Origin of the sequence: Halobacillus massiliensis (assembly GCF_900166625.1) — a bacterium.
GTDB lineage: Bacteria > Bacillota > Bacilli > Bacillales > Halobacillaceae > Halobacillus_A > Halobacillus_A massiliensis.
In genome coordinates this window covers 1460433-1485705 of the sequence record NZ_LT800499.1, presented here as the reverse complement: position 1 = coordinate 1485705, position 25273 = coordinate 1460433, and the positions used below count along the sequence as shown (strand labels likewise).

The following is a 25273-nucleotide window of genomic DNA, read 5'->3' as shown; positions in this document are numbered from 1 at the left end:
TTTTATTGAAGCAGCTGCAATACTCCTTGAGGTAATTGGTTTGCCTGTGCCAGCATCGCCTGGGATGCTTGGCCAAGAATTGAATTCCTCGTTTGGTTCATCATTTCCTGTGCCATATCAACGTCGCGGATACGTGATTCCGCAGCTGTCAGGTTTTCAGAAGATGTTCCAAGGTTGTTAATTGTGTGGTCCAGACGGTTTTGATATGCACCTAGTTCTGATCTTTGGGCTGAAACAGTTTCAATAGCAGAATTAATTGTCGTAATTGCTGAATCTGCTGCTGATTGGGAAGAAATATCTAACCCTATAACTCCAGCAGCATTGTTAGCTAACTTTTCTGATGCAGTTAACACTATTTCGCCAGAATCATCATCGTAATAACCAGCAGCTTGTACATCATCTTCAGTAGCTAATTCAGATCCATCCTGGGCAACTGAAATATCATCTCCTAATTTAATAGCTGCCTCCCAAGTAGCAGTCGAATCACCGGCTCCATAAGTTAAAGTATCTCCAGCCTCAGCACCTTCAGAAATAGTGAATTTTTCTCCGACACTTAAGGACTGAGAATCCATAGCTCCAATGGATAAATCTATGTTTTGATCAGAATTTGCCCCAATTTGAAACTTACCTGAAAAATCTCCTCCTAAAAGATTTTGAGTGTTAAATTCAGTATTCTCTGAGATTCTAGTGATTTCTTCAGCCAGTTGATTTACTTCTTTTTGAAGCTCTGCTCGGTCTGTATCAGTATTCGTATCGTTTGATGACTGTACTGCTAACTCACGCATACGTTGTAGGATGCTGTGGGTCTCATTTAAAGCACCTTCCGCTGTCTGTATCAATGAAATCCCATCCTGGGCATTACGACTCGCCTGATCCAACCCGCGGATTTGTCCGCGCATTTTTTCAGAGATGGCAAGTCCTGCTGCGTCATCTCCTGCTTTGTTAATACGAAGACCAGATGACAGCTTTTCCATTGAATTTTGCTGTGCCTGGTTCGCAGACCCCAGCTGACGGTGTGTATTTAATGCCGCAATGTTGTGATTAATTCTCATTTTAAGATTCCTCCTTGAAAGTAAGTCATTTCACGTCCTTGTGAAATGCTTGATTGCCAAAACAACAGCCGGCCGACTTTTGTAATGAGCTACATTACTTATATCGGCCGGCTGGCGGCATTGTTAACTATTCTTTTGAAATTTTAGTACTTCCAGTAAATTCCCTTTGAAATCTGCCGCTTCTGCATTCTCCCGCTGAATGGCCTCATAAATTTCCTGTCTGTGAATGTCTATATCCTTGGGAGCCTGAATCCCGAGCTTCACCTGACCGCCCTCTACCGACACTACTTTAAGCAAAATGTCATCACCGATTCTGACCGATTCACCTTCTTTACGGTTAAGGACGAGCATGGACACCACCGCCTTTTTCATTGAATAAAGGGTGCTTCGTTTCATAATGAGTCTTATTTAGAATAATCTGCTTACCTTTGCTGCTTGTCGTATTCACGACTACTGGTCCCTGCAGGTTGATTGTCGATCTGGCAAACGGTTCTTTTACTGTTACTACACTATATACCGCCACGTCTTCCGGCTGTTCCAGCGAGAGATCTCCTGTAGATTTTTCATCGATATCAAATTCGTAATCACTGTAAAACAAGTAAGGGTTTGTGACGATCAGTGCCACTTCGGCTTCCTCCATCGACTGAAGTGTGAAATACAGTCCCTGTTCATCAACCGGCAATAGTGTGAATACCCGCAGGTGTTCAAAACCCGGCAGTCCGTTGTGAAAATGAATAAACTGATCTTCCGCAACTTCTACTTCTCCGAAATATTTAGTTTCTGCTTTCATTGTTTTCCCCTTCCTTAAACCTTCCACTCAATCTTCAGTTGTAGATACTGCCTCATATGAACCGTTATTCTCACCGGCTTTTGCTTTACCGTTTTTCCTAGAGGTGCTCTCCGCTCTATGCCTTGCCTGCTGTGCAGTCAAGCTGATTCTGCGGAACTTCCATCTTTCTTCCCACTTTAGGAAAAAGAGAGACCGCCTAAAAGCAGGCAGTCTTATCTTAAAAAGTCCATCAATGTCGGCTGAATAATTCTCGCACCTGCACCCTAGCTGCCCGATGAATGCTTTCCTGTGTTTTTAAATCGGTAATAACTTTTTCAATTTCAGCATCTTCGTTATCCGACATCATCTTCTTTGCGCTGATTTCCTGTGCTGCCAGCCGGTTCTCAATTAAATCCATCCGGTTCATCCGCGCACCTAAATCTGCCCGCTGATTAACGAATGAATCAATATGATCGTCAAGATCCTTAAGACTGCGGCCCAGTTCGTCTTCTCCCCCGCCGTTTTCCAAATTTGCGGCAAACTTTTCTATATCGGTGAACAATCCTTGATTAAAAACTAAGCTTGGTGTGACGTTCGCTTGAATCTTACTACCTGTGGAAACCTCTATTTCTACTGGTGAGTCACTGGCATTAACAGAAAAATCATCCATTTTCACCGGTTTTTCTGTCGTATTCGTCCCATTAAAAATATACTTATTATTCACTTGTGTGTTAGCAACATCTCCTAAATGAGCTTTCAGTTGTCGTACTTCTTTGGCAATGTTTTCACGTTCCCCGGTATTATAAGTCCCATTGCTCGCTTGTACTGCCAGCTCACGGATACGATGCAGCGCCTGGGTGCCTTCATCGAGGGCCGCATCACTGTTCTCCATCCAATCATGAACCTCGCCCATATTCCGCTGATACTGAGCAATCTCAGTCACCTGTGAACGGTAATTCATTCCTTTCATCGCAGCGACCGGGTCTTGAGACGGCCGGCTGATTTTCTTCCCTGTGTACAGCTGCTCCTGAATTCTACCGAGTTCATTATAGCTGCTGCTTAAATGACGGAGCATGTTATTCGCCAGCATTCCTTGTGTTATGCGCATCATTTTCCCCCTTATCTTCCGACGACACCCATTTGATTGATAATTCGATCCAGCATTTCATCAATTGTGGTAATGTTTCGCGCAGACGCATTATACGCGTGCTGAAACTTGATCATATTGGTCATCTCTTCATCAAGAGACACTGCACTGACCGACATTCTTCTCTGCTCAACAGAACTAGTCAGCGTTGCTGTATTACCTTGCATCCGTGCAGCCTCCTGCGCTTCTACAGCCATCGAACCGATCATTGATTCATAGTAATTAATCATTGAAGCCTTTTCACCAAAAAGCTCATCATCCGCATGCTGCACCTCTGCAAGCAACTTGGCGTTATTCCCATTTCCCGCTTCTGCTATAGAAGCAGCCGCGATATGATCGATATCCTCTTTTATTTCATCCGTCACTTCAATTCTGCCGGCCAGCCCTTTGATGATACCTGCTTCATTTTTCTTCCCTGTTATTTCAAAAAAAGCAGGCGGCTGACCGCCGTTACTGATCGTCCGCAATGACTGCCCGCTCCTGTGTACCTCATTAAATTTTTCAGCAAACCCGGTAGCAAGCTTATCTAAATCACTAAGCATCTTCTCATATGTACCCGTATCCTCACCGTTTGCCTTTACATAACCCCCGGTATCGATCAAGCCTTTCAGCTTACCATTTATCGTAAATTCTTCCACACTCATCTCCCTGCCGCCTAACGTAATGGTGGAAGCCAGATTACGATCGTTATAAGTCACCGATAAGGCATTCACCGATTGATCAGCTCCATTTACTAATGATGATGTAAGCTCTTTTCCTCCGGCATCAACAAGCGAGATATTTACTTTTCCTCTCGCCAGAGCATCGGCAGAGGAAGGTGTGGACTCATATGTGACATTAATATTTACAAGACTGGAAAGCTTATCTATCAAAAGATCTCGCTGGTCATACAAATCATTAGGCACCGGCCCATGTGGTTCTACTGATGCAATCTGACCATTTAAGCTGTTGATCTGCTGGGCTATAGAATTAATCGTTTTCGTCGTAATATCAACTTCTGCTGCAATGTCACCCTGGATATTAATTAAGGTTTTTGATAAATAATTGAACGTATCCGTTACGGCTTTCCCCTGTTCCACGACTACAGAGCGAGCACCTGAATGTTCAGGATTGACTGATAAATCCTGCAGCGCCTGCCAGAAACGATCCATCGTTTTTGAAAGCCCGTCCTCTAATGGTTCATTCATAATTTCCTCCAGACGTGACAGTTCACTCGCCCGTGCCTCAAAATAACCGGCATTATTATTCTCCGAGCGGTACTGGACATCTAAATAATTATCTCGAATCCGCTCAATCGCTCCAATTCTCACTCCGCTGCCAATCTGTCCCGTAATTTCCGGACGGTTTCTCGAAGCCGGAGGAAACGGTGAGGTCTGCTCAAAGTTCACTCGCTGCCTCGTATACCCTTCTGTGTTGGCATTGGCGATATTATGACCGGTCGCATAAAGCGCAGACTGCTGAGCAAACAATCCCCGCTTTGCGGTTTCTAAACCGCTGAACGATGATACCATATCCATTCTCCCCCTTGCTTACGCCTTCGAATCAAAAATAGAACGTTTCGGCCGATCAGCTGCAGACTCACCATAGTTCAAATTCTTTATTGACGGCTCTAACAGATCAAGCGACATGTTGACAAACTGCAGCGACTGCCTCGTCAGCTCGCCATTTAGACACTCCTGCTGCTTCAAATCGGCAAGCACAATAAGGAAAGATTTATAAACTTCCAGCAGCCGCCTATTCTCTTCTCCTTCAGTAACGGTCAAAATATGAGAAATTGTTGGATGTTCTTCTGTCTGATTCTCCTGTAAAGCCCAAGTTTTCACCTCTTCCATCCGCTTCTTTTCCAGCTTCTCAATCGCGCTAAGATGCTTTCTCTCTGCAACTAAACATTCATGCAGCTGTTCGATTTTATTATCTTTAATCGCTTCGGTTTTCTCCTTAGATACTGAAAGCATGCTGGTATGAAGCTGCTTCAACCGATCTAATGACAAAATGATCTTCTGTATCGTCACTTACAAATCTCCTTTATAGTATTTAGCCAGACACTGGGCCGCTGCCTCATGATCAATCTTATAATCACCCTTTTCAACCTTTGCCTTAATGTCCTTGATATACTCCGCCCGCTGTTCATTCGTCTTCTCTATTTCTTGCAGCGCTTTTCCCTCAGATGAAATCTCCATCTTATCTTGCTGTTTAGCCTGTTTAATTTCATGCTGCTGATTCATCTGCTTTTGATAAGGATTAATCTTAGAAAAGTTTGATCCTTGAACCCGCATTGATTACACCTCAACTTTTTCGTAAATGGTCTTTCCTTTATATCGGATGATGTCCGCTGTCCGTTTAGCTTTTCGAGCGTTTAATTGCATAATAAATCACTCGACCAGAGTCTTTATCCTTAGTGGAAACATCAAAAAAGTCTGTTCTATCTCTATTTTTGCGAAACCGCCCTTTATCTGCTTCACCGTGTTTCCCACAGCTATAAACCAGGCCTGGATACCAGTTTCACTCAAAACCCATCTTTCCTTATTATATCGGCATACAGCAGCTAAACCAAAGCATCCTTAACGGAAAAGAGTCAAAGAACTTACAGACGGACAGCCCGCCCTCTTTAGCAGTACAGCTAAGTTCCTCACAGTACTCCCTGTCGTGTAAATATCATCAACAAGAACCACTGGACGAGCTACCCTATCCTTTACAAGTAAAAAAGGATTTTCCGCTCCCATCCTCCCGCGTCTTCCCCTCTTCGACTGCTTTTCACTTCCCTTTCTTTTAAAAAAGTCCACAGCCTGTATTCCGAGAAGGGATATGAGCGCTTCCGACTGATTAAAGCCTCGCTCCTTCAGGCGCTCCTTGCTTAATGGAATCGCGACATAATCGGCTTCTCTGCTAAGAAACTGCTCATTATGCTTCGTCTGTAAAGCTTCAGCGAAGGCTTCAATGAGGATAAAGTCCCCTCGATACTTCCAGCGGGCGACAATCTCCCTGGCAAAGTCATTATAATGATACAAAGAAACATTTCTTTCAAGAACATCGGCAAATTCATGCACCTCCTCCCAGCGCCTACAGTCAAAACAGACACCTTGTGCATCAATTCGGTAACACTTAGGACAGCCTGGTATTTCAATCTTTTCCAATCTTCCAATACAGCGGCCGCACATTTTTTCTTCCTTGGGAGGTTTGAAGAAGTTAATCCAGGACACTTCCGGCAAAATATCAGTAAAGCAGATGATACACCTGCTCATCGATTGGCCCTCTTGTTCATTTGGATAACAGCTTCCCGTGCAGCAATCATCGCATTTGTTTTGCCAATATGGTAAAAGATGACATCTCCTTCCGGATCCACAGGACTTCTTCCGGCTCGCCCGGCTATTTGTACTAAAGCGGCTTCATCGAACACATGATGTCCGGCATCAATGACATATACATCAACCGCCGGAAAAGTAACACCGCGTTCAAGGATCGTCGTTGTAATTAAAAGCCTAAGCTTTTTATCACGAAAATCCTGCACTTTCCCAGCACGATCTGGATCTTCCGCATGGACAGAAGTAGTTTCAAATTCACGGCCTAATATGGCTTTAAGCTGTGAGGCTTGTTCAATTGTTGAACAAAACATTAACAGCTGCCGGCTTTCTTGCTGCTGACGCCTAATTTTCTCTGTAAGACTTTTAGGGAGTCTTCCATTTTGGATATTCTTACGAAGCATCGGGATTAATCGAAAGATCGGGACAGGGAGTGGAAATCCGTGGAAACGAGAAGGGATAAATACAGCGGGAAGCTTTTTTCGGCGAATCAGCTTCTTTTCTTTTTTTCGTGGAGTAGCGGTGAGGTATATTCGCGAACTTTCAGGCTTGGATGCCCGCTTAGCGGCGTATTGAAGAGAGTCATCATTATGGTAAGGAAATGCATCAATTTCATCAATGACCATCACATCAAATGCCGATGAAAATCGGAACAACTGGTGAGTGGTGGATACGAGCAGCTGAGAGTCCCCTTGCTTTTCATCACTATCACCATATAATCCTTGAATAGTTATGCCAGGAAAAGCTTTCCTTAGTCGAGGAAGCAGTTCTTTTACGACATCCGTTCTTGGGGTGGCAATGCATATCCTCAGGCCGAGTTCCAATGCCCTGGCAAGTCCGGGGAAAAGCATCTCGGTCTTCCCTGCCCCACAGACAGCCCAAATCAAAAGCTCTCTCTTAGTTTCTATGGTTTCAATAATCTTACCTGCCGCTTGCTGCTGGCCTGACGTAAGTTCTCCCTCCCATTTACAGGGTTTCTCATGTATTGGCCAGGCGACTAAAGAACTACCAGCATATAGGGGCTCACAATCGATCACCCTGCCCATCTGGATACAGTTTCGGCAGTAGATGCATTCTTTTTCACAACCGGCATGATGAAAATGGCCAAAATGAAAAGACTTATCCGCACCACAGCGTTTACATAGGAGCGGATTCTTTTCTATAGAGGAGACTTTTTTCAGGAAGTGTAGTTGAAGCAGTTGAGTCATTTCTTGAGAAGAATAAGAAGCAAGTTCCGTTCTTGTAAGAAGCTTGCCTGACAGCCAGAGGTTAGGTGAATCATGAGGAATTATCGATTTTAAAGACTTCGGGGAATTTGCGGATGTTCTATTTGCTGTGGAAACCATGTCGATCACTCTCCTAAAAAAAATTAAAGCCTGCTCGAGTCTCACAAGCAGGCTTGTATACTTTAAGAGTGACGGTACCAGCCAAGACCCATAGCTCCTTCTCCTAAATGAGTACCGATCACCGGACCGAAGTAGCTTATAGTAACTTCAACATTTGAAAATTTCGATTCAATTTCATGCTTAATTTGTTCTGCTTCATCTGGACGATTGGCATGAATGACACTTGCCTTATAATAGCCGGCACTTTCCAAAGATTCTTCAAACAGCGTTGTAATCCTTTTTAATGCTTTTTTACGGGTTCGGATTTTTTCAAACGGGACAATTTTCGTATCAACAAAATGAAGGACAGGCTTTACTTGCAGCAGACTGCCGACAAATGCCTGTGCTCCGTTCAATCGACCTCCTCTTTGCAAGTGGGACAAATCATCGACCATAAAGTAAGCTCTCATAGATGCTTTCATTTCATCCATCCTGCTTAAAATTTGATCAGGGAGGGCTCCATTGTCCGCAAGCTCTGCTGCTTCTAAAGCATAATACCCTTGCATGAGGCAGCTGATTTCTGAATCAAAAACGTGGACTTCAATATCATCCACCATATCTGCTGCTGTCACCATCCCCTGGTAAGTCCCACTGATTCCGCTCGATAAATGAATGGCAATTACAGCATCGTACTGCTTCGCCAGTTCTTTTAGCTTTTCTTCCATAAGCCCAGTGGACGGCTGAGAGGTTTTGGGCAGTTCAGAATTTTCTTTTACCATATCGTAAAAATCGTCGATGTTTATATCGATTTCCTCTTGATAAGACTCTTCGCCAAATACAACATTTAGCGGCACCATATGTATATTCTTAGACTGGCGTAACTTCTTTGGAAGGTAGGCTGTACTGTCGGTAAGTACGGCAGTTTTCATATAGTCATTCTCCTTCTGTGCTTCCTGGACTAATCATACTTACGCTCTATTTTACATGATGCTTATTTACTTTGCACCAGATGTCTTCATGTTTTTCAAAATAAAAAGTCCCAGAGCCTTATATGACTCTGGAACTCTATGAAAACATTAAATAACTTCTACCCAGCCGTTTTTAATAGCTGTAACTACTGCCTGTGTACGGTCGTTTACGTTCATTTTCTGAAGAATATTACTTACGTGGTTTTTAACTGTTTTTTCACTGATAAACAAAGCTTCAGCTACTCCGCGGTTGCTTTGTCCGTCCGCTAATAGCTGTAGAACTTCACATTCCCGGCGAGTTAACAGGTGAAGAGGCTTGCGGTATTCAATCGTGCGAAAGGCTTCATTAGACGCAGTATCAGATAAACGACGATACTCAGCGACCAAGTTATGTGTTACCTTCGGGTGAAGGTAAGAGCCGCCATTGCTTACGACTTTAATCGCTTCAATCAATGCATCAGAATCCATTTCTTTTAATAGATACCCCTGGGCACCGGTTTTCAGCGCATGTGTAACATAATTTTCATCATCATGTATGGAGAGAATAATAATTTTTAGGCTGGGATAGCGTTTGGTAAGTTCAGCTGTCGCTTCTACTCCATTCATGCTGGGCATGTTGATATCCATTAATACGATATCTGGATTGTGTTTATCAATTAAATCTAAGGCTTGAGAACCGTCATCTCCCTCTGCAACGACTTCAAAGCTGGCTTCAAAATCAAGGATACGTTTCACGCCTTCTCGAAAAAGTTTATGATCATCAATTAGTACGATTCTGGTCATTTTGAGTCTACCTCCTAAATTTTGACCACCCGAATGATGTATTTTTATATTCGAATGGGTCTTTCTGTTCTATATCTCTTTTCTTTTAGTAGATCGACCCTAATCCTAATTCCTATTATAAACGATACATGCCTTTTTACATAGTTTTTCGTTAAATTATTGCTTTAATGGTAAATGTATCGTGACAATGGTCCCCTCGCCAGGCTTGGAGTTGATATGTAGTTCCCCATTAACCATATCTACACGTTCCCGCATTCCTACTAGCCCAAAGGATTTCTCTCTCTTTTTCCATGGGTCAAAGCCTTTACCGTCGTCTTTAATAATGATAGCGGCCATATGTGATTTAAGCTCTATCTTTACATCAATTCCCGTGGCTTCAGCATGTTTTACAGCATTTTGGACAGCTTCCTGAATCAGGCGGAAAATGGCAACCTCATATTTACTGTCGATTCTCTCCTCACTTCCTAAAGATAGAAAGCGAATCTGCACATTGCTATATTCTTCGACATTAGTTAAATATTTTTTAAGAGTCGGAATAAGGCCGAGGTCGTCCAGAGCCATTGGACGCAGATCATAAATAATCCGACGAACGTCGTGAAGAGCCGCCCTTACAAGCTTGCGTACATTTCGTATTTCTTCAAGGGCTTCATCGATCCCCCGCTCCTTAAACGTCCGTTCGACTAGATCAGATCTCAGCATAACATTAGCCAGCGCCTGTGCAGGCCCATCATGAATCTCCCTGGATAATCGTCTTCTTTCTTCTTCCTGGGCTTCAATGATTTGGAGTCCAAATTCCTGCTTTTCTTTTGCTGATTCCAAGGTTTCCGTTACCTTTTTAAAGTCTTCCGTCAAATAATTCAATACAACGGAAATTTTACCAGAAAGGGCTTCTGCACGCCCTACCGTCTCATCAATATTTTTCAAACGAAGTTCTAGTTCATCCCTTCGTTCCCGGAGCTGCTTTTCTTTTTCTCGTTTGATGGACAAATCCATCTGCAGTCCGTGTGTCTGCTCGTAAACTTTTCTAATTTCTGCTTCTGAATACTTCCGGAATTGCTTGCTTACATCAGATAATCGAGCTCTTGACAAGCGGACTTTTTCCTCAAGGTCGTCGCCTTGTTCGATTAAATTAGCGACTTGCTTTTTAATAAGCTCCAGTTCTTTACTCAGATTATCGAATTCCTTTCGGGAATCCTCGCCAATCTGGAAAATTTCATCCTTACTGTTCGCGACAGTGGATACCATGTCTTTAATAATATAGTCAAGTGCTTTATCCCCAGATTTAAAATCGTTCATCGCAAGTCCCTCCATCAATATTCACGATACTCATTCGTAATACCTAAGTCCATTTGTGGGGGTATTTGTCGTGATAGAATATATTTAACCAACATTCAACAAATTATTGCTCACTCTCTTTAAATCATTATATAATAAAAATTTAGGAGGTTACCATTCGTGCTTGAAAATTATCAAACCGTTCAATTAGAAGGTTCACATGAAATCAATATACAGAAATCCCGATTTATCGGCTATGTCAAACGTTGTGAGTCAGAAGAAGAAGCTCAGGACTTTATTCAATCCATAAAGAAAAAACATAATGATGCGAATCATAACTGCTCTGCATATATGATTGGCGAGCATGATTTAATTCAGAAAGCCAACGATGACGGGGAACCAAGCGGTACAGCTGGAGTACCCATGCTTGAAGTCCTTAAAAAAATGCAGCTGAAAGACACAGCGATTGTAGTGACCCGTTATTTTGGGGGCATTAAGCTTGGCGCAGGCGGTCTTATCCGCGCCTACTCTAAGACAGCTTCAGAAGCAATCCTTATAACTGGAATCGTTCGTCGGGAATTAATGAGAATAGTTAAAATAACAGCGGACTATACGCTTCTCGGTAAGCTGGAAAATGAAATCAGGAACTCAGAATACCCGATAAAAAAGATTACTTACTTAGAAAATGTGGAAATAGAAGTATATGTTGAGAAAAAGAAACAGGAAGAGTTTGACCAATGGATAACAGACCTGACAAGTGGTCAGACAGTGTTTGAATGGGGAGAATACAGTTACCACGAACACCCTGTCAAATAGAAAATTAAAGAGAAAAACTGGTTAACAACTTAATAAGGGAGCGCAATTGGATGAAAAGGAAAAAAGTTAAAATAATTTTGGGGAGTATATTACTCGTTGTCCTGGTGACCATCGGAGCAACGGCAGGGTATGCAGCTTTTTTGACCGAAAAAGCAAGAAATACAGCGAACAATTCTCTTGAAGAATTAGATCGCGGAGGTAAATCAGAAAAACGTGCATACAAAGTTACACCGATTGAAGACTCGACTTCCGTTTTATTTATTGGAGTAGATGACAGTGAAAAGCGAAGTGACAGTTATTCGGCCACACGTTCAGATGCCCTCGTGCTGGCCACTTTTAATAATAATGATAAATCAGTCAAACTAGTCAGCATTCCACGTGATTCCTACACTTATATACCGGAAGTAGGATACAATGACAAAATTACCCACGCCCACGCTTTCGGCGGGACAGAAGCCACAATTGAAACAGTCGAAAATTTACTTGAAGTGCCTGTCGATTATTACGTCCGCCTGAATTTTAACTCTTTTGTCGATGTAATTGACTCTTTAAATGGAGTGAAATTTGACGTTCCTTTTGATTTAACTGAACAAAATAGTAAGGATAAGCAGGACTCCATCGCCCTTGATAAAGGCTATCAAACTGTGACAGGAGAGGAAGCACTGGCTTTAGTGCGCTCCCGTCAGTATGACAGTGACTTAGCACGCGGTCAACGCCAGATGGAAATGATTGAAGCTATCGTTAATAAAGCTGCAAGCGCTGAATCGATTGTGAATTACGGAAAAGTAATTGAGTCTATAGGCGATAATATGAAAACAAACCTTACTTTTAATGAAATGATGAGCTATGCAGATTATGTCCTCTCCAACCAAGGGCTGAATTTTGAAGAAATGCAGCTTGAAGGTGAAGGTGTTTATATTAATGGAGTATGGTATTACCAAATTCAAGATACCAGTTTGATGAATATTCAAGGATCTCTACAGGCTCACTTAGACCTCCCTGACAAGGCCACTGACAGTTCTTACGCTGGTGAGGATGAAAATCAAGAGAATAGTTATGAAGCAGGTGAAAACTCTAATTATGATAGGGGTCATAAGCCTAGTCAAGAAACTAGACAGGAACTTTATCAATAACTCCTCGTACTCTGAAGACTATTAATATCCAATTTTTTATTCCCCGGGAAATAAGGCTGCTAATGTCGAATGAAAAGCCCCGCTACTCACAAGCGGGGCTTTTCTATCAAAATTTAATTACATCCATATTGTCTGTCTGATAATCCGTCAGCGGTGTCCCGCTGGTGATATACCAATGCTGATCGTTTTCATCATATGTGAATTCGTAATCCCAATAATACGTATTTTTTGCTCTTAGTGCATGGTCCGGGCTGTCACCATCTAAATAATACCCAGAATTAAAGGTAAGAGATACGGTAATATTCGATTGGTATATATCCCTCTTATTATCATAGCTAAAATCAAGGCTGCCTAAATCAAAGCCAATTTCTTTAATCTCTCCCTCATAACTTTGCCCTAATTCCTTCATTTCCACTATGGATTTTTCTGCTCTTTCTAAATAAGATTCATTTTTCATAATGTTGAATTCCCCAATATCTTTAGATTCCAGAGCAAGAATATATTCTTTACTATGTGTATGTACAGCCTCAGTTATTTCTTCTTCAAGGTCCTCCTCTAAAAACTTCTTTCTGTTTACTATAGACAGTTCCTCGAACTTCAAAGATAAGGGTTCGTCGAAGTTTTGGTATGTATTTAAGGAGATAATCTCTTCATACTTTTTCTCTCCACTATTTACTACTCCCTTTAAGACATGCTCTCCAGGAGTTATTCCTTCTATGGCAAACACACCGTTTGTTTCCAGTTTTCCAATATGTTCATCGTTCAAATAAAGAAAAACCCCTTTTGCTGCTGACTGAACAGTTATCCGTGATGCATCAAGTTCTATTGAATAGTCATCAAATATGCCCCATTTCTTTCCTGATTTATTCATGTGAATAAAATAGTCAGGGTTTCTTTCCTCTTTTATACCAGAAGAGCTTCTTAAGTAGCCCACAGTTGAAACAAATTCTCCAGAATGCTTTTTATAATAGTCAATCATATGATTAGCTTGTGAAGCATTAAAAGATTGAGAATCGTGAGGAAATACAAGAAGTTCTGAAAGTTTGGACACATCTTGTTCCTTAATTGCTTTTTCAAATTTCTGTGCTGTATACTCCGCAGATGAAACCCTTTCCAAGTAAAACCAGCCGGATAAAGAAAAACAAAGTATAAATGAAAGAGTTATGATATAAATAACGATTCTTTTCCAGTTCCGCTTTTTATGTACTTTTCTTGTCTCCATATACTGATCGTAATATTGACTCGCTTCATGCCAGTCTTTACTGTTCGCAAAATCAGCAGGCAGCTTTGTTTTCTGCTTATTCCCTCCCACTTTTCTCTCACATCCTCTTTTAAACTACTTCTATTTTACTATAAAAATTAGCAGCCTTTCCCATTTTAGTTTAGAAATTGTAGATGATTGAGTCATACAAAAAAAGCCTCCCAACTGCTGAGAGGCTTTAAACTCTTTCCTTTAATATAATTTTTTTACTAAGGGCTAAATAGTTACGCACTTCCACAGGTGAAAGCCCCATTTCTTTGGCTTCTTTCAAGAGACTGACCCATTCCACATCCAACTTCGTTTCCTTAGCCTTTTTCAATGAATGATCCCTCCACCATTCACCTAGGCGACCCGGCGGTCAAAATCTCTAGCCAGAAAAAACTGGCCTTAGACCCGTAGCTTTGCGTCCTTATTTTTCAATAAGTTTGCCTTTATTCAAGGAGAAGTTGTATTATTAACCCTCATTATAATTATAATTTTTAAATTTAACAAGTTATTATTCTGAAAATTATGAAATTATTCGATAATTTTCGTGGGCCACGACTGTACGGTCATATTCGAAATCTATTTCCTCCAAATTTTCCATAATTGTTAGGTCTACAATAACTGAGCGCTGACACTGACTTGGAATGACTTTCCCTTTAAACATAATATCGTTTCTTTCAAATTCTACAATGTTACCAGGTTGCGCTATCTTTTTGTCTGGTGTAAACATACATAAGACCCCTTTCAACATTTTTACAATATAAAATATAGAATAATCGATTATCATACATCTGGCAAGCAATACCTGTTTTTTTACTAACAATTCTAACATTTCTGTAAAGAAATTATTATACTGATAATCTCTTTTTCCCTTTTATACAAGCTGAGAATTTTTGGTTTTATATTGCTTAGGAAAGAATGGATTAACTATTTTTTTCAACAAAAAACAGGACACAAAGGTCCTGTTTTTACGTTCCGTAATAATAATAATAGTTGCTGCTTTTCTTTTCACGATCGTTTAAGACTACACCTAGAAGGTTTGCTTTAGATTGCTGCAGGAGTTCTTTAGCACGTTCAGCTGCTGAAAACTCGGTTTGACCGCTTCGTACAACGAGCATCACGCCGTCTACTTCACTAGCTAGCACTTGTGAATCAGATACAGCAAGAACGGGAGGTGTATCTAAAATGATCATATCATAAATCTGGCGCGCTTCTAAAAGCAGTTTGCCCATTGTTTTTGAACCCAGAAGCTCAGACGGGTTCGGAGGAATAGGACCGCTCGTCAAAACCTCAAGATTATCCACTGCCGTGACTTGACAAATATCTTTCAGTAATTCTCTTCCTACAAGAAAATTGCTCAATCCTCGTGTATTGCTTAAGCGAAATGTATGATGAACGGTTGGTTTTCTTAAGTCTGCATCAATTAACAGAACCCGTTTGCCTTGCTGTGCAAATACTGCTGCCATATTAGCGGCCGTCATAGACTTCCCTTCTGTAGGTCCAGAAGAAGTAATCAGGAGGGATTGAAGCTCCTTGTCGACAGAAGCAAATTGCAGGTTGGCACGAATGGTTCTGTATTGTTCTGAGATTGGAGATTTTGGATTATCATTAGCGATAATTTTTCTGCCTTTCAAAGCGAACTTCTTCTTTTTTCGCGATTTACGTCCCAACAGACTCACCCCTTATCTTCGAAGCACGGGAAGGATTTCTATTCTTCGTTTCCGGCCCTAAGTCTTCCTCAGATACAGTGGAAATAACGCCCATAAGCGGAAGGCCAAGTGTCTTCTCAACATCCTGTTCTGTCTTAATCGTATTATCCAGATATTCAAGGAGAAAAGCCAGACCTACTCCCACCATTAATCCCACTACAATTGCGATTGCAATATTTAGGAGCGGTTTAGGACTTACCGGTGAAGGATCAGCACTTTCTACAGCCGGGGACAAGATCCTGACATTATCAACATTCATCAAGTTTGAAATCTCCTGCTCAAAGGTTTCAACAGTTCCGTTTGCAATCCCCACAGCCATTGCAGGGCTTTCGTCGGTAACCGTAACATTAACAACCTGTGATTCTTCCGCACTGGAGACTTGAATTTTTTGACTCAGCTGTTCAGCTGTCATTTCCAGATCCATAGTATTGATAACTTCATTTAAAATTGCTGGACTTTTAATAATGACATTGTATGTACTAATAAGTTCTATGTTTGTACGAATATTGTTAACGTCATAGGAGTTTTCGTCCATACTTTCTGCTTGATTGACTATAAATTCAGACGAAGCTTCATATGTAGGTGTTAAAACAAAAAAAGTAATGATTGCGCTAATAATGGCTGCCCCAGCAGTGACAGCAATAATCATCCACAATCTCTTCTTTAAAACTTCGAAGATTTCCTTGAGAGAGATCGTCTCCTCCATAGATGTTGTACCTCCACTTTGTGTAAAATTTTCAAAAAGATATAAACATTATATCATACTGTGTCTTTATTTGAAGAAGGGATAGCAATTTTTACTAAAATAATACAAAGAGTGAGAAATTTCGACTAAGAAAATCTTCACTCTTTGCTTTGTTGTGATTGTATTTTATTTAATATCGGACGGTACTTTTCTCCTGCAGCTTCTGTTATTTCGACAATAATTTCCAAAGTGAATATTAATAAAATGACGACCACTAAAGAATTTATAAGAGTGGCTTGGGAAAATAGGACGGCAGATAAGCAAAACAGAGCACTTAGTGTATATATGACGATTACGGTCTGCGGATGGCTGTAACCGAGTTTCAATAGATTATGGTGCAAATGGGAAAAGTCCGCTTTCATGATTGGTTTTCCCTGTATTGTCCGTCTTAACATGGCGATAAGAGTGTCTGAGATCGGCACACCAAGAATAAGAATTGGAATAACCAGGGAGAACAGTGTAACATTTTTAAATCCAAGGAGGGAGAGTACACTAATCATGAAGCCAAGAAACAATGCACCTGTATCTCCCATAAACACTTTCGCTGGATAAAAGTTAAAGGCAAGAAAAGCCAGTGTTCCTCCAAGCATCATAAAACCAATTAACATGACAAGTTCATTTCCTACCATAATCGCCATGCTGGAAATTGTAAGAAGTGCGATCGAAGAAATCCCTGCAGCAAGCCCGTCCAGTCCATCCACAAGATTTATGGAGTTTGTAACGCCGATAATCCATAACAATGTAATCGGAATGCTCCAAAAACCAAAATGAATGATTGTCTGATTGGGAAGGTTTATAAACTCGATCTGGATTCCTGACATTATAACGGCCAAAGCAGCTATACTTTGCCCTGCTAGCTTATACAACGGCTTAAGGCTGATAATGTCATCAATGATCCCTGTACATACTATAATTGTTGCTCCTATAAGAATAGGATATACGATCGGATCGTCAGGCATATAGAGGAGTAATCCTAAAGCAACACTTAAATATATAGCAAAACCACCGAGCCGTGGCATTGGCTTTTTGTGCACTTTTCGTTCGTCAGGTACATCTGTTGCTCCAAGAAATGGGGCGATTTTTATAATGAGAGGAGTCACAATCATTGCTAAAAAAAAGCAAAATAAAAATGCACGAAGTTCCACTGTGCACCTCCTTTCGTTCTCTTATTTCTTTTTACACATGGAATTCAATTTCTTCTTCAATTGGAAGTTTATAAAGTAAGTCATATATTTTAGTTACTTGATTTGCCAGATGGTTAAGCGAATACCGGCTGCGGGCAAAATCGTGAAAACACTGTCCCATTCTTTCTCTTTCTGTACTAAGGTAAGCTTGTTTAAGAACTTCACTTACTTGATGAGGCTCTGCCACCCACCCGTACTTTGAAGACGGAACAAGCTGGCTGACGCCTCCTACTCTTGTAGAAATAACAGGGACTTGAGCTCGTGCCGATTCAAGTAAAACAAGTGGAAAGCTTTCGCTCTTAGAGGTCAGCATTGTTACATCCATTGCAGGGAGAATAGAGGAGACATCTTCCCTGCGCCCCAGAAAGTGAACATCCCTCTCAATTTTATAATACCTGCAAAGGTTTCGAAGATCTGCTTCTCTTGTTCCTTCGCCAATTAATAACAGCTTTGCGTTTTGATGTTCCTTATGCAATTCTTTAAAAGACTGGATGGCAATTTCGTGCTGTTTCACGGGTTCCAGCCGGGCAACCATTCCGATGAGAAAGTCGTCATTAGAAAACCCTAAATCCTGCTTAGTAGCTACTTGTTCAGGATAGTCATTAAAATCAATGCCATTGTAAACAGTCGAAATTTTATGATCCGGCACTCCAAGTTTAAGGAGCAGCTGTTTGAAGCTTTCGGAGATCGCCAGACAATGATCTGCAGAACGAATCATTCGTTTATGAAGACGGGTAAAAAAATCACCCTTTACACCACACCCGATAAAGTCGTCATCAGGATCACTGTGCAGCGTCAAAACCCAGGGAATAGATAATGTTGGCTTCAGTAATTTCATAAGGACATTTGCTCTCGGCCCGTGAGTATGAACAATTTGGATGTCCTTTTTTTCAATATATCTTTTAATCTGAAACAATACGGAAAGATCGAAAGGAAAGGCTTGATTAAAGTTTACGGTTTCAATGTCCAGATTTTTAGCACGCTGCACCATTTCTCCTTCTTCTAAAACACCTAGTACGACCTCATCATGCTTTAAGGTGCTTAGCAAAGAGAGAATGTGACTCATGCCGCCTCCTGTTTCATTCCCTGTGTTAAGGTGAAGAATTTTCATCACGATCCCTCTTTCTGCCGTATTATTTTTAGAATGCTACTTTTTCAATAAAATATGCCAAATAAACCTTGGCAATTGTAACATCCGTTTCCAGCGTGACGGTTGTTTTATTAATCGGTAAAGCCATTCTAAATTAAGTTTTTGCCATATTACTGGCGCCCTTTTTACATGACCGGCCCATGCGTCAAAGCTCCCTCCAACTCCCATAAATAAACCATAACTGAATTCATTACGATATTTATGTATCCACTTCTCCTGATTAGGAAATCCTAATCCTACAAATACTAAATCTGGAGCACTATTTTTAATCTGCTGAACAACAGAAGTGTCATTCATATCAAAATAACCATGATGACGGCCTGCAACGACTAATTCTGGAAAACGTCTTTTCATTTTAGCAACTGCTTTATCCAGAATATCCTGTCTGCTGCCGAGGAAATAGCATCTCCAATTATTTTGTGAAGCCTTTTCCAATAGTTGGTGAAGAACATCAAACCCAGCAACTCTTTCTGGAAGAGGGTCTTTCATAAGCTTTGATCCAATCACAATTCCTATCCCATCTGCAATTACATAGTCAGCATTTTGAAGGATACTCTTATATTCAGGATCTGTTTCTGCTGCCATTACAATTTCTGGATTTGCTGTTACTAAAAAAGTATTTTGTTTGTTATCTATCGCCGGGAATAAATGATGATTTAAAAGCTGGTCATTCGTTACTCTAAAAAAAGGAACTCCTTTAATTTCAACATACTCTCTATTCTTATTCATAACAAGCCACCTTCCTGCTTTTTACAAAGTTTAAAGTTTTGTTTACAAAATTCTTACATTTCAAAGATAGTCGATACTTAGCAATAGGTTTATTATAAAGGGAAGACTCCCAAAAACAATTGGAAAAAGGGTGTTTAGATGTATCGCTTCACTGGATGGGTTTTCGCCATACATATCATTCTTATCATTTGCAGTCTGATTATACCCCACCCGTTTATCGGGTATTTCGTTACAGCAGCCATTGTTAGTTCGACTCTGCTTTATCAAAAAAATGGCTTCTTTCTATTATTTGTATTTTTTCCATTCCGTCCATTTTTAGTTGAGATAAACAATGGACTCACATATTTAGGAGATGCGCTGATTATTTTTATTCTTGCAGCAGTTTTGTTGAAGAAGCGACACTCTCCAAAAACTCTTATCAGTATCTATGGATGGTTAGGTGCTGTCGCCCTCTTTTTTATGGTCGGACTATTGTCTGGTTTATTATCAGGTATTACTTTGACAGCTGGACTATTTCAAGGTAGAGCTCTCCTTATCACTCTGCTAGTCCTGATTATAGCGAAAGAAATGCACTGGAATAAAGGAGAAATTCAGCAAATCATTTTAATATCCATCTTAACAGCTGTTACTTTGTCCATTCACGGAATTATCGAGAAGCTTACACTGAGACAATGGCTTTTGCCCGAAGCATGGACAGGATGGAACTTAGCTTCTGCGAATGCGATGAGAATTTATGGCTTAATAGGCAATCCCAATGTACTGGCAACTTACTTATTAATCGTCTTTTTTCTATCCTTTCTATTAAAAAAGAAAGTCTGGTGGCTGATTCCTGTCCGTGTTCTTATAGTAGGTGCCACACTGCTTACTTTTTCAAGGGGAGCCCTACTGGCATTTGGAGCCGGAACAGTAATCTTTTTGCTTCTCATTAATTATTGGAAAAAAACAATTCCTTTACTCCTGTATGGAATTACCGCTTTCGTTCTCATCTACTCCCCTGTCGTCTCAGCCACTGAGTATATTGATGAAAATGGTTACTTTTATAAAACGACTCAAGCTGAACAGAACGAATCACGGACTGAAGGAGAACCTCACACAGTTAAAGAAAACAATGTATTTATTGAACGTTTTAAAGAAATGTTCGCAAGTGAAACTGTGCAGGCAAGTGCTGAATGGGGAAGAATCTATGTAGTGTTAAAAGGAACGGAGATCTTTCTTGATTCTCCGCTGATTGGCAGTGGGTTTGCCACATATGGGGACGCGGCATCGCAAAGTTTCCCTTCTCCCATTTATAAGGAATACGGAATTCCTGAAGGTCTTTATGCCGATAATCAGTACATTTCCATCCTTACAGGAACAGGAATTATTGGACTGTTAATCTTTTTTACACTTTTTGGATGCCTTGTCTACAAGCTTTGGAAAATCAAACACAGACTTTGGAGAGCGATAAGCTTAAGTGCGGTCACCGTACTTTTGACGGCAGGATTATTTTATAACATCCTTGAAGATAAAACATTTACTCTTTACTTCTATTTCATAATAGGATACATATTAAACAAACAAAGTATGGAGACTAATTATGAAATGGATTAAACTTTTTGGAATGGTTACTATCCTGTCGGCTTTTGGGAAGATACTAGGTTTTTTCCGAGAGGCCTTGATTGCTTCTTTATTTGGCGCCAGTCAAACAGCAGATATATTTTTCGTAGCTTACTTAATTCCTACCATTCTTTTTACTGCCCTTGGCACAGGAATTCAAGCGGGGATCATCCCCCTGTACATCAGTGAGAAAGAAAGGTCTCCTGCCCATGCCTCTCTTCTTATTAGAAGGCTGGGCACATTTTTCCTTCTAGTTTCATTTGGTTTGACGCTTATTGCCATGGTTTTAGTTCAGCCGCTTGTTTTCCTGTTTGCCCCTGGATTTGAGGCCGCCGACCAGCATGTAGCCGCAATCTTGACACTGATTATGCTGCCCTCACTTTTATTTATGACGGCCCAATCGCTCGCTCAAGGCCTGCTGCACGCAAACGGGAAATTTGCTCCTCCTGCGTGGGCGCCGATCGTCAACAATCTCGGCATTATCATTTTTATGTTTGCCTTATACAATTGGCTGGGAATTTATGGGCTGGCATGGGGAGTATTGATCGGAAGCATTTTACAAATTATCATCCAATGGCCATGGATCCGCCCCCAACATAATGAGACGATCTTTATAATGCCCTGGAAAGAATGGCCGGCTATCAAACAAGTCATTAAACCATTCTGGCCGATTATTCTAGCCTCATTGTTTGTCCAGTTAAATGGTGTGGTCGATCGTATTGTTACTTCCTTCCTTGAAGAAGGAAGCGTTTCTGCACTTAACTATGGCAACCGCCTGCTATGGCTGCCGCTAAGTATTCTTCTAATGCCTGTAACGACTATACTGTATCCACAGCTGGCTAAACTGGCTGCCAGAAATAAAACGGAGTATTTTCGACTCGTTTACAGAGGCATAACTGTAATCCTTATATTTTCAATTCCTGTGATGGCGGTTATGACTGCAGAAGCACAGACTCTAGTATCTGTTGCTTTTGAAAGAGGAGCATTTAATCAGAAGGCTGTTTCGCTAACTACTATTGCTTTTTTATTTTTCTCTGTCGCCCTTCCTTTTTTTGCGATAAGAGACTACTTGATAAACAGTGTTTATGCGATAAAAGCAAATCAAACAGCACTAAGATCATGCATTTATGGAGTAGGAATTAATATTATCTTCAGTTTAAGCCTTGCTCCTATTTTCGGTGTAGGCGGAGTAGCATTTGCTACAAGCCTGTCGATGCTGTTTCAATCGATTTATCTTTTTCATACTCTTAAACAGAGAGCTTCCTTACAAAGAATAGCCGCTTATCGAGAAGATTGGATAAAGCTTGCCTGTGTCTTCATTATAATAACAGCTAGTGCTGTTCTGTTCTCGAATACAGCATCTTTCCAAAACCCCTGGATTCAGCTAATAAGTCTTACAATTATTACGTTTGCTTTTTATCTGCTTTTGTTGAAACTGTTCAATCTTACCTTTGTAAGAGAAGAACTTGCTCATTTATTTAAAAGGAGGGAAACGTCTTGAGAATACTACTTACAACCATTTTTGACTACCCGCATGAAGGCGGCCTGGCTACACATGTATCTACATTAAAAAAAGGCTTGGAAGCCAACGGCCATTCGGCAGATGTGCTGTCCTTTTCAAATATTCCCAGCTGGAAAAAGAAGTTTATCGCTCAAGGACCGGGATACGTAATCAATAAGCTTAATAAAGGCAAAGGGCAGCTGGTGAATGACAAAAAGCGGATGCAGCTACTAGCTGAGTTAATTAAAGAGCAGCAATCGCACTACGATATTATAAATTCTCAAGACGTTTTCGCGACACTAGCCGCATTAGAAACGAAACTCCCTGTTGTCGCTACCGTTCATGGCTACTACACCTATGAAGCGATTAGCAGAGGTGCAATTAAACCGGACAGTTCAGAAGCAGAAGAACTCAAAAAAATAGAACTAGAAGCATACTCTCGAAGCATCGCTAACATAACAGTAGATCAACGAATTAAAGATTATGTAAAAAAGGTCTCCGAAAGAGATGCTACCGTCATTCGAAACTTTATAGATCCAGAGCCTTTTCTTAAGACACCAAATGACGTGAGGAAAAAGCTTGGTCTACCTGCCGAAGCTGCCATACTGTTCGTACCACGAAGGCTGACTGAGAAGAACGGGGTGATTTATCCGCTACTTGCTCTAAGGGAGATTATAAAGAGACATCCTGAAGTCGTCCTCGTATACGCAGGAACTGGAGAACAGTTTAAGGCCATAAAGAAAAAGACAGCAGAATATAATCTTGAAAACCATGTGTTTATGCTGGGATCTGTAGCTCATTCTCAAATGGTAGACCTCTATCATGCAGCCCAAATCACTCTTATTCCTAGCGTTCATTCACACGGGGTCGAGGAAGCTACTTCGATTTCCGCTTTGGAAGCAATGGGTTCTGGGACTCCTGTCATCGCAGGCGCTGTAGGAGGACTTAAAGAATTAATTGATCACCGGTTAGACGGATTGCTTTTTAGAGATCGTGATGAAAAAGAGCTGGTTCATCATATTCTCTATTTACTTGATAACCCTCTTCAAGCAAAAGATATGGCAAACAGGGCTCAGCAGAAAATTATGCAGCTTTATTCCCATAATTCGGCTTCCCAAAAGTTCCTGGAGATTTATAAAAAAGCTATACAAAAACAAAGCACCTCCTCTAAGTAGAGGGGTGCTTAATAGTGATATTTATGAAGTGGCCTTTATGCCACTTTGTCTACGGGTGACTTCTTCTTTGTATTCTTTCTTTTCTTTCTTGGACATTTTCTTGTACCTTTCAAGAAATTCCTCATAGTGTTCGAGGACATCCTTAGCAGGCCCGTATTCTTTAACTTCTCCAAATTCGAGCCATAAAACCTTTTCACAGAACTTTTTCATTTGTCCAATAGAGTGGCTGACAAAGAACATTGTTTTACCACTCTCTTTAAACTCGTACATTTTGTTCAAGCTTTTTTCAGCAAATGCTTTGTCTCCTACAGAAAGGGCTTCATCTATGATAAGCACATCAGGATCCACATTTACGGAAATAGCAAACCCTAAGCGGGATTTCATTCCACTGGAGTATGATTTTACTGGCTGATCAATAAACTTCTCAATTTCAGCAAAATCTATAATTTCATCTTCAAGGTCCTTGATTTCTGTCTTACTGAAACCAAGCATAAGGAGTTTCAATTCTATATTCTCCCGGCCTGTCAGTTTATTATCTAGACCAGAATTAACAGCAATTAAAGCAGCCTGTCCTTTCACTTCTACTGAGCCTGTCGTTTCAGGTACAATTCCGGCAATAATATTAGATAAAGTGGATTTACCAGAACCATTTACACCGACAAACCCAACGATATCTCCCTCTTCTACATCGAAGCTGACATTCTGTAGTGCATAAAAGTCTTCGCCATAAGATTTACGCGGCACAATCAGATCCAGCATTCGTTCACGTGGATTAGAAAAGAGCTTATATTTTTTAGATACATCTTTAACAATGACTGATTTAGCCATATCATCACTTCCGTTTTATAGAAAATCAATAAAGTGCCGTCTGAACTTCACATGCAGTGCAGAACCTATTATGAATAGCACAGCAATTAGAGAAACAAAATACAACGTATACTGCCATTCTTCTATAAAATACCAGCCCTGTCCTAAAAGTGAAGTCCTATAGGCTTCCACGACATAATAGAAAGGATTAATCTGCATAACTATCTTTAGCCAGTTAAACTCTTCACTAAATTGGCTGATGTCCCACAAAATGGGTGATAAATATAAAAGCATTCTCAAAGTAGCCTGCAGGAACATCTGTACGTCTCTTACAATCGTTGACAAAGTTGAAGTAATTAATGAGATAGAATAAAGCAAAATCAATACTCCAAACATATATAAAGGCAATTGAATATAGTATATACTTACTGTGAAACCATAAATGTTTAAAATTACCATAACAACAGCCAGCAGCAATAAATGCGGATAAAATTTTGAAAATATAACATAGCTCGGTATAACACTCATTGGGAAGTTCATTTTAGAGAGCATTTTAATTTTAGTATAAATCGACTTCGAAGCCTGGATCAGCCCCTGATGGATCATAAACCAGACAACGATTCCAGAAAGCATCCAGGGGAAGAAATCCATTCCTCCCTCACCAACTCTGTTACCTCTTATACCAAAACCAAACACAAACCAGAAGATTGCTATCTGGATTCCTGGATTTAAAAGCTCCCAGAGCATCCCCAGGTAATTATTATTATTTGAGCTTTTTAACTCATATAAAGATAACCGTCTCACTAAATAAAAATATTTAATCTGTTCTTTTAACACGGTTAAAGCAGACTTCATAATGGTACC

General features: G+C 40.5%; 27 protein-coding genes and 1 riboswitch. Of the genes, 5 read left to right on the top strand and 22 right to left on the bottom strand.

The window, feature by feature from the left end:
- Positions 1-2 precede the first annotated feature (2 nt).
- The 12 genes from B7E06_RS07320 to B7E06_RS07265 all read right to left on the bottom strand — a co-directional run bounded on the left by B7E06_RS07320 (position 3) and on the right by B7E06_RS07265 (position 10639).
- Positions 3-1052: a flagellin N-terminal helical domain-containing protein gene (locus tag B7E06_RS07320; RefSeq protein ID WP_082233356.1), complete on the bottom strand. Its 1050-nt coding sequence runs from the start codon at positions 1050-1052 to the stop codon at positions 3-5.
- 123 nt (positions 1053-1175) lie between these two features.
- Entirely contained in the window at positions 1176-1403 is a 228-nt protein-coding gene (gene csrA, locus B7E06_RS07315; RefSeq protein ID WP_082233355.1) for a carbon storage regulator CsrA, read from the bottom strand.
- A complete protein-coding gene (fliW, locus tag B7E06_RS07310; protein WP_082233354.1) occupies positions 1390-1842 on the bottom strand; it encodes a flagellar assembly protein FliW in 453 nt (150 codons plus the stop codon). Before fliW ends, csrA begins: the two co-directional genes overlap by 14 nt.
- A gap of 229 nt (positions 1843-2071) precedes the next feature.
- The gene (gene flgL / locus B7E06_RS07305; RefSeq protein WP_342743618.1) at positions 2072-2929 is read right to left on the bottom strand and encodes a flagellar hook-associated protein FlgL; all 858 of its coding nucleotides are present in this window, start codon (positions 2927-2929) and stop codon (positions 2072-2074) included.
- Between the two features lie 11 nt (positions 2930-2940).
- Positions 2941-4479, bottom strand: a complete 1539-nt coding sequence (flgK, locus tag B7E06_RS07300) for a flagellar hook-associated protein FlgK (RefSeq protein WP_082233353.1) — start codon at positions 4477-4479, stop codon at positions 2941-2943.
- Between the two features lie 18 nt (positions 4480-4497).
- Positions 4498-4980 (bottom strand): flagellar protein FlgN, encoded by a 483-nt coding sequence (locus B7E06_RS07295; protein WP_082233352.1) that lies wholly within the window; start codon positions 4978-4980, stop codon positions 4498-4500.
- Positions 4981-5244, bottom strand: a complete 264-nt coding sequence (locus tag B7E06_RS07290; protein ID WP_082233351.1) for a flagellar biosynthesis anti-sigma factor FlgM — start codon at positions 5242-5244, stop codon at positions 4981-4983.
- 285 nt (positions 5245-5529) lie between these two features.
- On the bottom strand, positions 5530-6210 hold the full coding sequence (locus B7E06_RS07285; RefSeq protein WP_245807695.1) for a ComF family protein: 681 nt from the start codon (positions 6208-6210) through the stop codon (positions 5530-5532).
- Positions 6207-7613: an ATP-dependent helicase ComFA gene (locus tag B7E06_RS07280; protein ID WP_082233350.1), complete on the bottom strand. Its 1407-nt coding sequence runs from the start codon at positions 7611-7613 to the stop codon at positions 6207-6209. The genes B7E06_RS07285 and B7E06_RS07280 overlap by 4 nt, the downstream gene beginning before the upstream one ends.
- Positions 7614-7675: 62 nt before the next feature.
- Positions 7676-8521 carry a DegV family protein gene (locus B7E06_RS07275; protein ID WP_082233349.1) on the bottom strand — a complete coding sequence of 282 codons (846 nt, stop codon included), beginning with the start codon at positions 8519-8521 and terminating at the stop codon, positions 7676-7678.
- Between the two features lie 147 nt (positions 8522-8668).
- Positions 8669-9343 carry a response regulator gene (locus B7E06_RS07270; protein ID WP_082233348.1) on the bottom strand — a complete coding sequence of 225 codons (675 nt, stop codon included), beginning with the start codon at positions 9341-9343 and terminating at the stop codon, positions 8669-8671.
- Between the two features lie 156 nt (positions 9344-9499).
- The gene (locus tag B7E06_RS07265; RefSeq protein ID WP_082233347.1) at positions 9500-10639 is read right to left on the bottom strand and encodes a sensor histidine kinase; all 1140 of its coding nucleotides are present in this window, start codon (positions 10637-10639) and stop codon (positions 9500-9502) included.
- 159 nt (positions 10640-10798) lie between these two features.
- On the opposite strand from B7E06_RS07265, the gene B7E06_RS07260 reads away from it, so the two are divergent.
- Positions 10799-11434 (top strand): YigZ family protein, encoded by a 636-nt coding sequence (locus tag B7E06_RS07260; protein ID WP_082233346.1) that lies wholly within the window; start codon positions 10799-10801, stop codon positions 11432-11434.
- A 50-nt stretch (positions 11435-11484) separates the two neighbouring features.
- Positions 11485-12567: an LCP family protein gene (locus B7E06_RS07255; protein ID WP_082233345.1), complete on the top strand. Its 1083-nt coding sequence runs from the start codon at positions 11485-11487 to the stop codon at positions 12565-12567.
- 106 nt (positions 12568-12673) lie between these two features.
- Here B7E06_RS07255 and B7E06_RS07250 read toward each other — a convergent pair whose 3' ends face one another.
- From B7E06_RS07250 to B7E06_RS07215, 8 genes are all read right to left on the bottom strand, one after another.
- Positions 12674-13879, bottom strand: coding sequence for a TcaA second domain-containing protein (locus B7E06_RS07250; protein ID WP_082233344.1), 1206 nt, complete (start codon positions 13877-13879; stop codon positions 12674-12676).
- A 127-nt stretch (positions 13880-14006) separates the two neighbouring features.
- Entirely contained in the window at positions 14007-14147 is a 141-nt protein-coding gene (locus tag B7E06_RS07245) for an anti-repressor SinI family protein (protein ID WP_082233343.1), read from the bottom strand.
- 23 nt (positions 14148-14170) lie between these two features.
- Positions 14171-14268, bottom strand: a riboswitch (cyclic di-GMP riboswitch).
- Between the two features lie 68 nt (positions 14269-14336).
- Positions 14337-14543, bottom strand: coding sequence for a YkvS family protein (locus B7E06_RS07240; RefSeq protein ID WP_082233342.1), 207 nt, complete (start codon positions 14541-14543; stop codon positions 14337-14339).
- 238 nt (positions 14544-14781) lie between these two features.
- Positions 14782-15483 carry a CpsD/CapB family tyrosine-protein kinase gene (locus tag B7E06_RS07235; RefSeq protein WP_082233341.1) on the bottom strand — a complete coding sequence of 234 codons (702 nt, stop codon included), beginning with the start codon at positions 15481-15483 and terminating at the stop codon, positions 14782-14784.
- A complete protein-coding gene (locus tag B7E06_RS07230; protein ID WP_082233340.1) occupies positions 15473-16228 on the bottom strand; it encodes a YveK family protein in 756 nt (251 codons plus the stop codon). Before B7E06_RS07230 ends, B7E06_RS07235 begins: the two co-directional genes overlap by 11 nt.
- 137 nt (positions 16229-16365) lie before the next feature.
- Positions 16366-17373: a glycosyltransferase family 4 protein gene (locus B7E06_RS07225; protein WP_082235940.1), complete on the bottom strand. Its 1008-nt coding sequence runs from the start codon at positions 17371-17373 to the stop codon at positions 16366-16368.
- Positions 17374-17443: 70 nt separating this feature from the next.
- Positions 17444-18562 (bottom strand): glycosyltransferase, encoded by a 1119-nt coding sequence (locus tag B7E06_RS07220; RefSeq protein ID WP_082233339.1) that lies wholly within the window; start codon positions 18560-18562, stop codon positions 17444-17446.
- A gap of 36 nt (positions 18563-18598) precedes the next feature.
- Positions 18599-19330, bottom strand: a complete 732-nt coding sequence (locus tag B7E06_RS07215) for a WecB/TagA/CpsF family glycosyltransferase (RefSeq protein WP_082233338.1) — start codon at positions 19328-19330, stop codon at positions 18599-18601.
- 138 nt (positions 19331-19468) lie between these two features.
- Here B7E06_RS07215 and B7E06_RS07210 point away from each other — a divergent pair, with 138 nt between their 5' ends.
- From B7E06_RS07210 to B7E06_RS07200, 3 genes are read left to right on the top strand one after another with little or no spacing between them, the layout of a single operon-like run.
- On the top strand, positions 19469-20920 hold the full coding sequence (locus B7E06_RS07210) for an O-antigen ligase family protein (protein ID WP_082233337.1): 1452 nt from the start codon (positions 19469-19471) through the stop codon (positions 20918-20920).
- Entirely contained in the window at positions 20907-22427 is a 1521-nt protein-coding gene (gene murJ / locus B7E06_RS07205; protein ID WP_082233336.1) for a murein biosynthesis integral membrane protein MurJ, read from the top strand. The genes B7E06_RS07210 and murJ overlap by 14 nt, the downstream gene beginning before the upstream one ends.
- Entirely contained in the window at positions 22424-23602 is a 1179-nt protein-coding gene (locus B7E06_RS07200) for a glycosyltransferase family 4 protein (RefSeq protein WP_082233335.1), read from the top strand. Before murJ ends, B7E06_RS07200 begins: the two co-directional genes overlap by 4 nt.
- A gap of 21 nt (positions 23603-23623) precedes the next feature.
- Here the strand turns inward: B7E06_RS07200 and tagH are convergent, their stop codons facing one another.
- Together tagH and B7E06_RS07190 are read right to left on the bottom strand one after the other, a co-directional pair.
- Positions 23624-24430 carry a teichoic acids export ABC transporter ATP-binding subunit TagH gene (gene tagH / locus B7E06_RS07195; RefSeq protein ID WP_082233334.1) on the bottom strand — a complete coding sequence of 269 codons (807 nt, stop codon included), beginning with the start codon at positions 24428-24430 and terminating at the stop codon, positions 23624-23626.
- Positions 24431-24445: 15 nt separating this feature from the next.
- Positions 24446-25264, bottom strand: a complete 819-nt coding sequence (locus tag B7E06_RS07190) for an ABC transporter permease (protein ID WP_082233333.1) — start codon at positions 25262-25264, stop codon at positions 24446-24448.
- Between the last annotated feature and the right edge of the window lie 9 nt (positions 25265-25273).

Coding starts and splice junctions, on each gene's coding strand:
- B7E06_RS07190 (WP_082233333.1), bottom strand. CDS start 25,264: ATGAAGTCTGCTTTAACCGTGTTAAAAGAACAGATTAAATATTTTTAT.
- B7E06_RS07215 (WP_082233338.1), bottom strand. CDS start 19,330: ATGAATAAGAATAGAGAGTATGTTGAAATTAAAGGAGTTCCTTTTTTT.
- B7E06_RS07220 (WP_082233339.1), bottom strand. CDS start 18,562: ATGAAAATTCTTCACCTTAACACAGGGAATGAAACAGGAGGCGGCATG.
- B7E06_RS07280 (WP_082233350.1), bottom strand. CDS start 7,613: ATGGTTTCCACAGCAAATAGAACATCCGCAAATTCCCCGAAGTCTTTA.
- flgL (WP_342743618.1), bottom strand. CDS start 2,929: ATGCGCATAACACAAGGAATGCTGGCGAATAACATGCTCCGTCATTTA.
- B7E06_RS07255 (WP_082233345.1), top strand. CDS start 11,485: ATGAAAAGGAAAAAAGTTAAAATAATTTTGGGGAGTATATTACTCGTT.
- murJ (WP_082233336.1), top strand. CDS start 20,907: ATGAAATGGATTAAACTTTTTGGAATGGTTACTATCCTGTCGGCTTTT.
- B7E06_RS07240 (WP_082233342.1), bottom strand. CDS start 14,543: ATGTTTACACCAGACAAAAAGATAGCGCAACCTGGTAACATTGTAGAA.
- B7E06_RS07285 (WP_245807695.1), bottom strand. CDS start 6,210: ATGAGCAGGTGTATCATCTGCTTTACTGATATTTTGCCGGAAGTGTCC.
- B7E06_RS07265 (WP_082233347.1), bottom strand. CDS start 10,639: ATGAACGATTTTAAATCTGGGGATAAAGCACTTGACTATATTATTAAA.
- B7E06_RS07320 (WP_082233356.1), bottom strand. CDS start 1,052: ATGAGAATTAATCACAACATTGCGGCATTAAATACACACCGTCAGCTG.
- B7E06_RS07275 (WP_082233349.1), bottom strand. CDS start 8,521: ATGAAAACTGCCGTACTTACCGACAGTACAGCCTACCTTCCAAAGAAG.
- B7E06_RS07230 (WP_082233340.1), bottom strand. CDS start 16,228: ATGGAGGAGACGATCTCTCTCAAGGAAATCTTCGAAGTTTTAAAGAAG.
- B7E06_RS07290 (WP_082233351.1), bottom strand. CDS start 5,244: ATGCGGGTTCAAGGATCAAACTTTTCTAAGATTAATCCTTATCAAAAG.
- tagH (WP_082233334.1), bottom strand. CDS start 24,430: ATGGCTAAATCAGTCATTGTTAAAGATGTATCTAAAAAATATAAGCTC.
- fliW (WP_082233354.1), bottom strand. CDS start 1,842: ATGAAAGCAGAAACTAAATATTTCGGAGAAGTAGAAGTTGCGGAAGAT.
- csrA (WP_082233355.1), bottom strand. CDS start 1,403: ATGCTCGTCCTTAACCGTAAAGAAGGTGAATCGGTCAGAATCGGTGAT.
- B7E06_RS07210 (WP_082233337.1), top strand. CDS start 19,469: ATGTATCGCTTCACTGGATGGGTTTTCGCCATACATATCATTCTTATC.
- flgK (WP_082233353.1), bottom strand. CDS start 4,479: ATGGTATCATCGTTCAGCGGTTTAGAAACCGCAAAGCGGGGATTGTTT.
- B7E06_RS07270 (WP_082233348.1), bottom strand. CDS start 9,343: ATGACCAGAATCGTACTAATTGATGATCATAAACTTTTTCGAGAAGGC.
- B7E06_RS07225 (WP_082235940.1), bottom strand. CDS start 17,373: ATGATTGTGACTCCTCTCATTATAAAAATCGCCCCATTTCTTGGAGCA.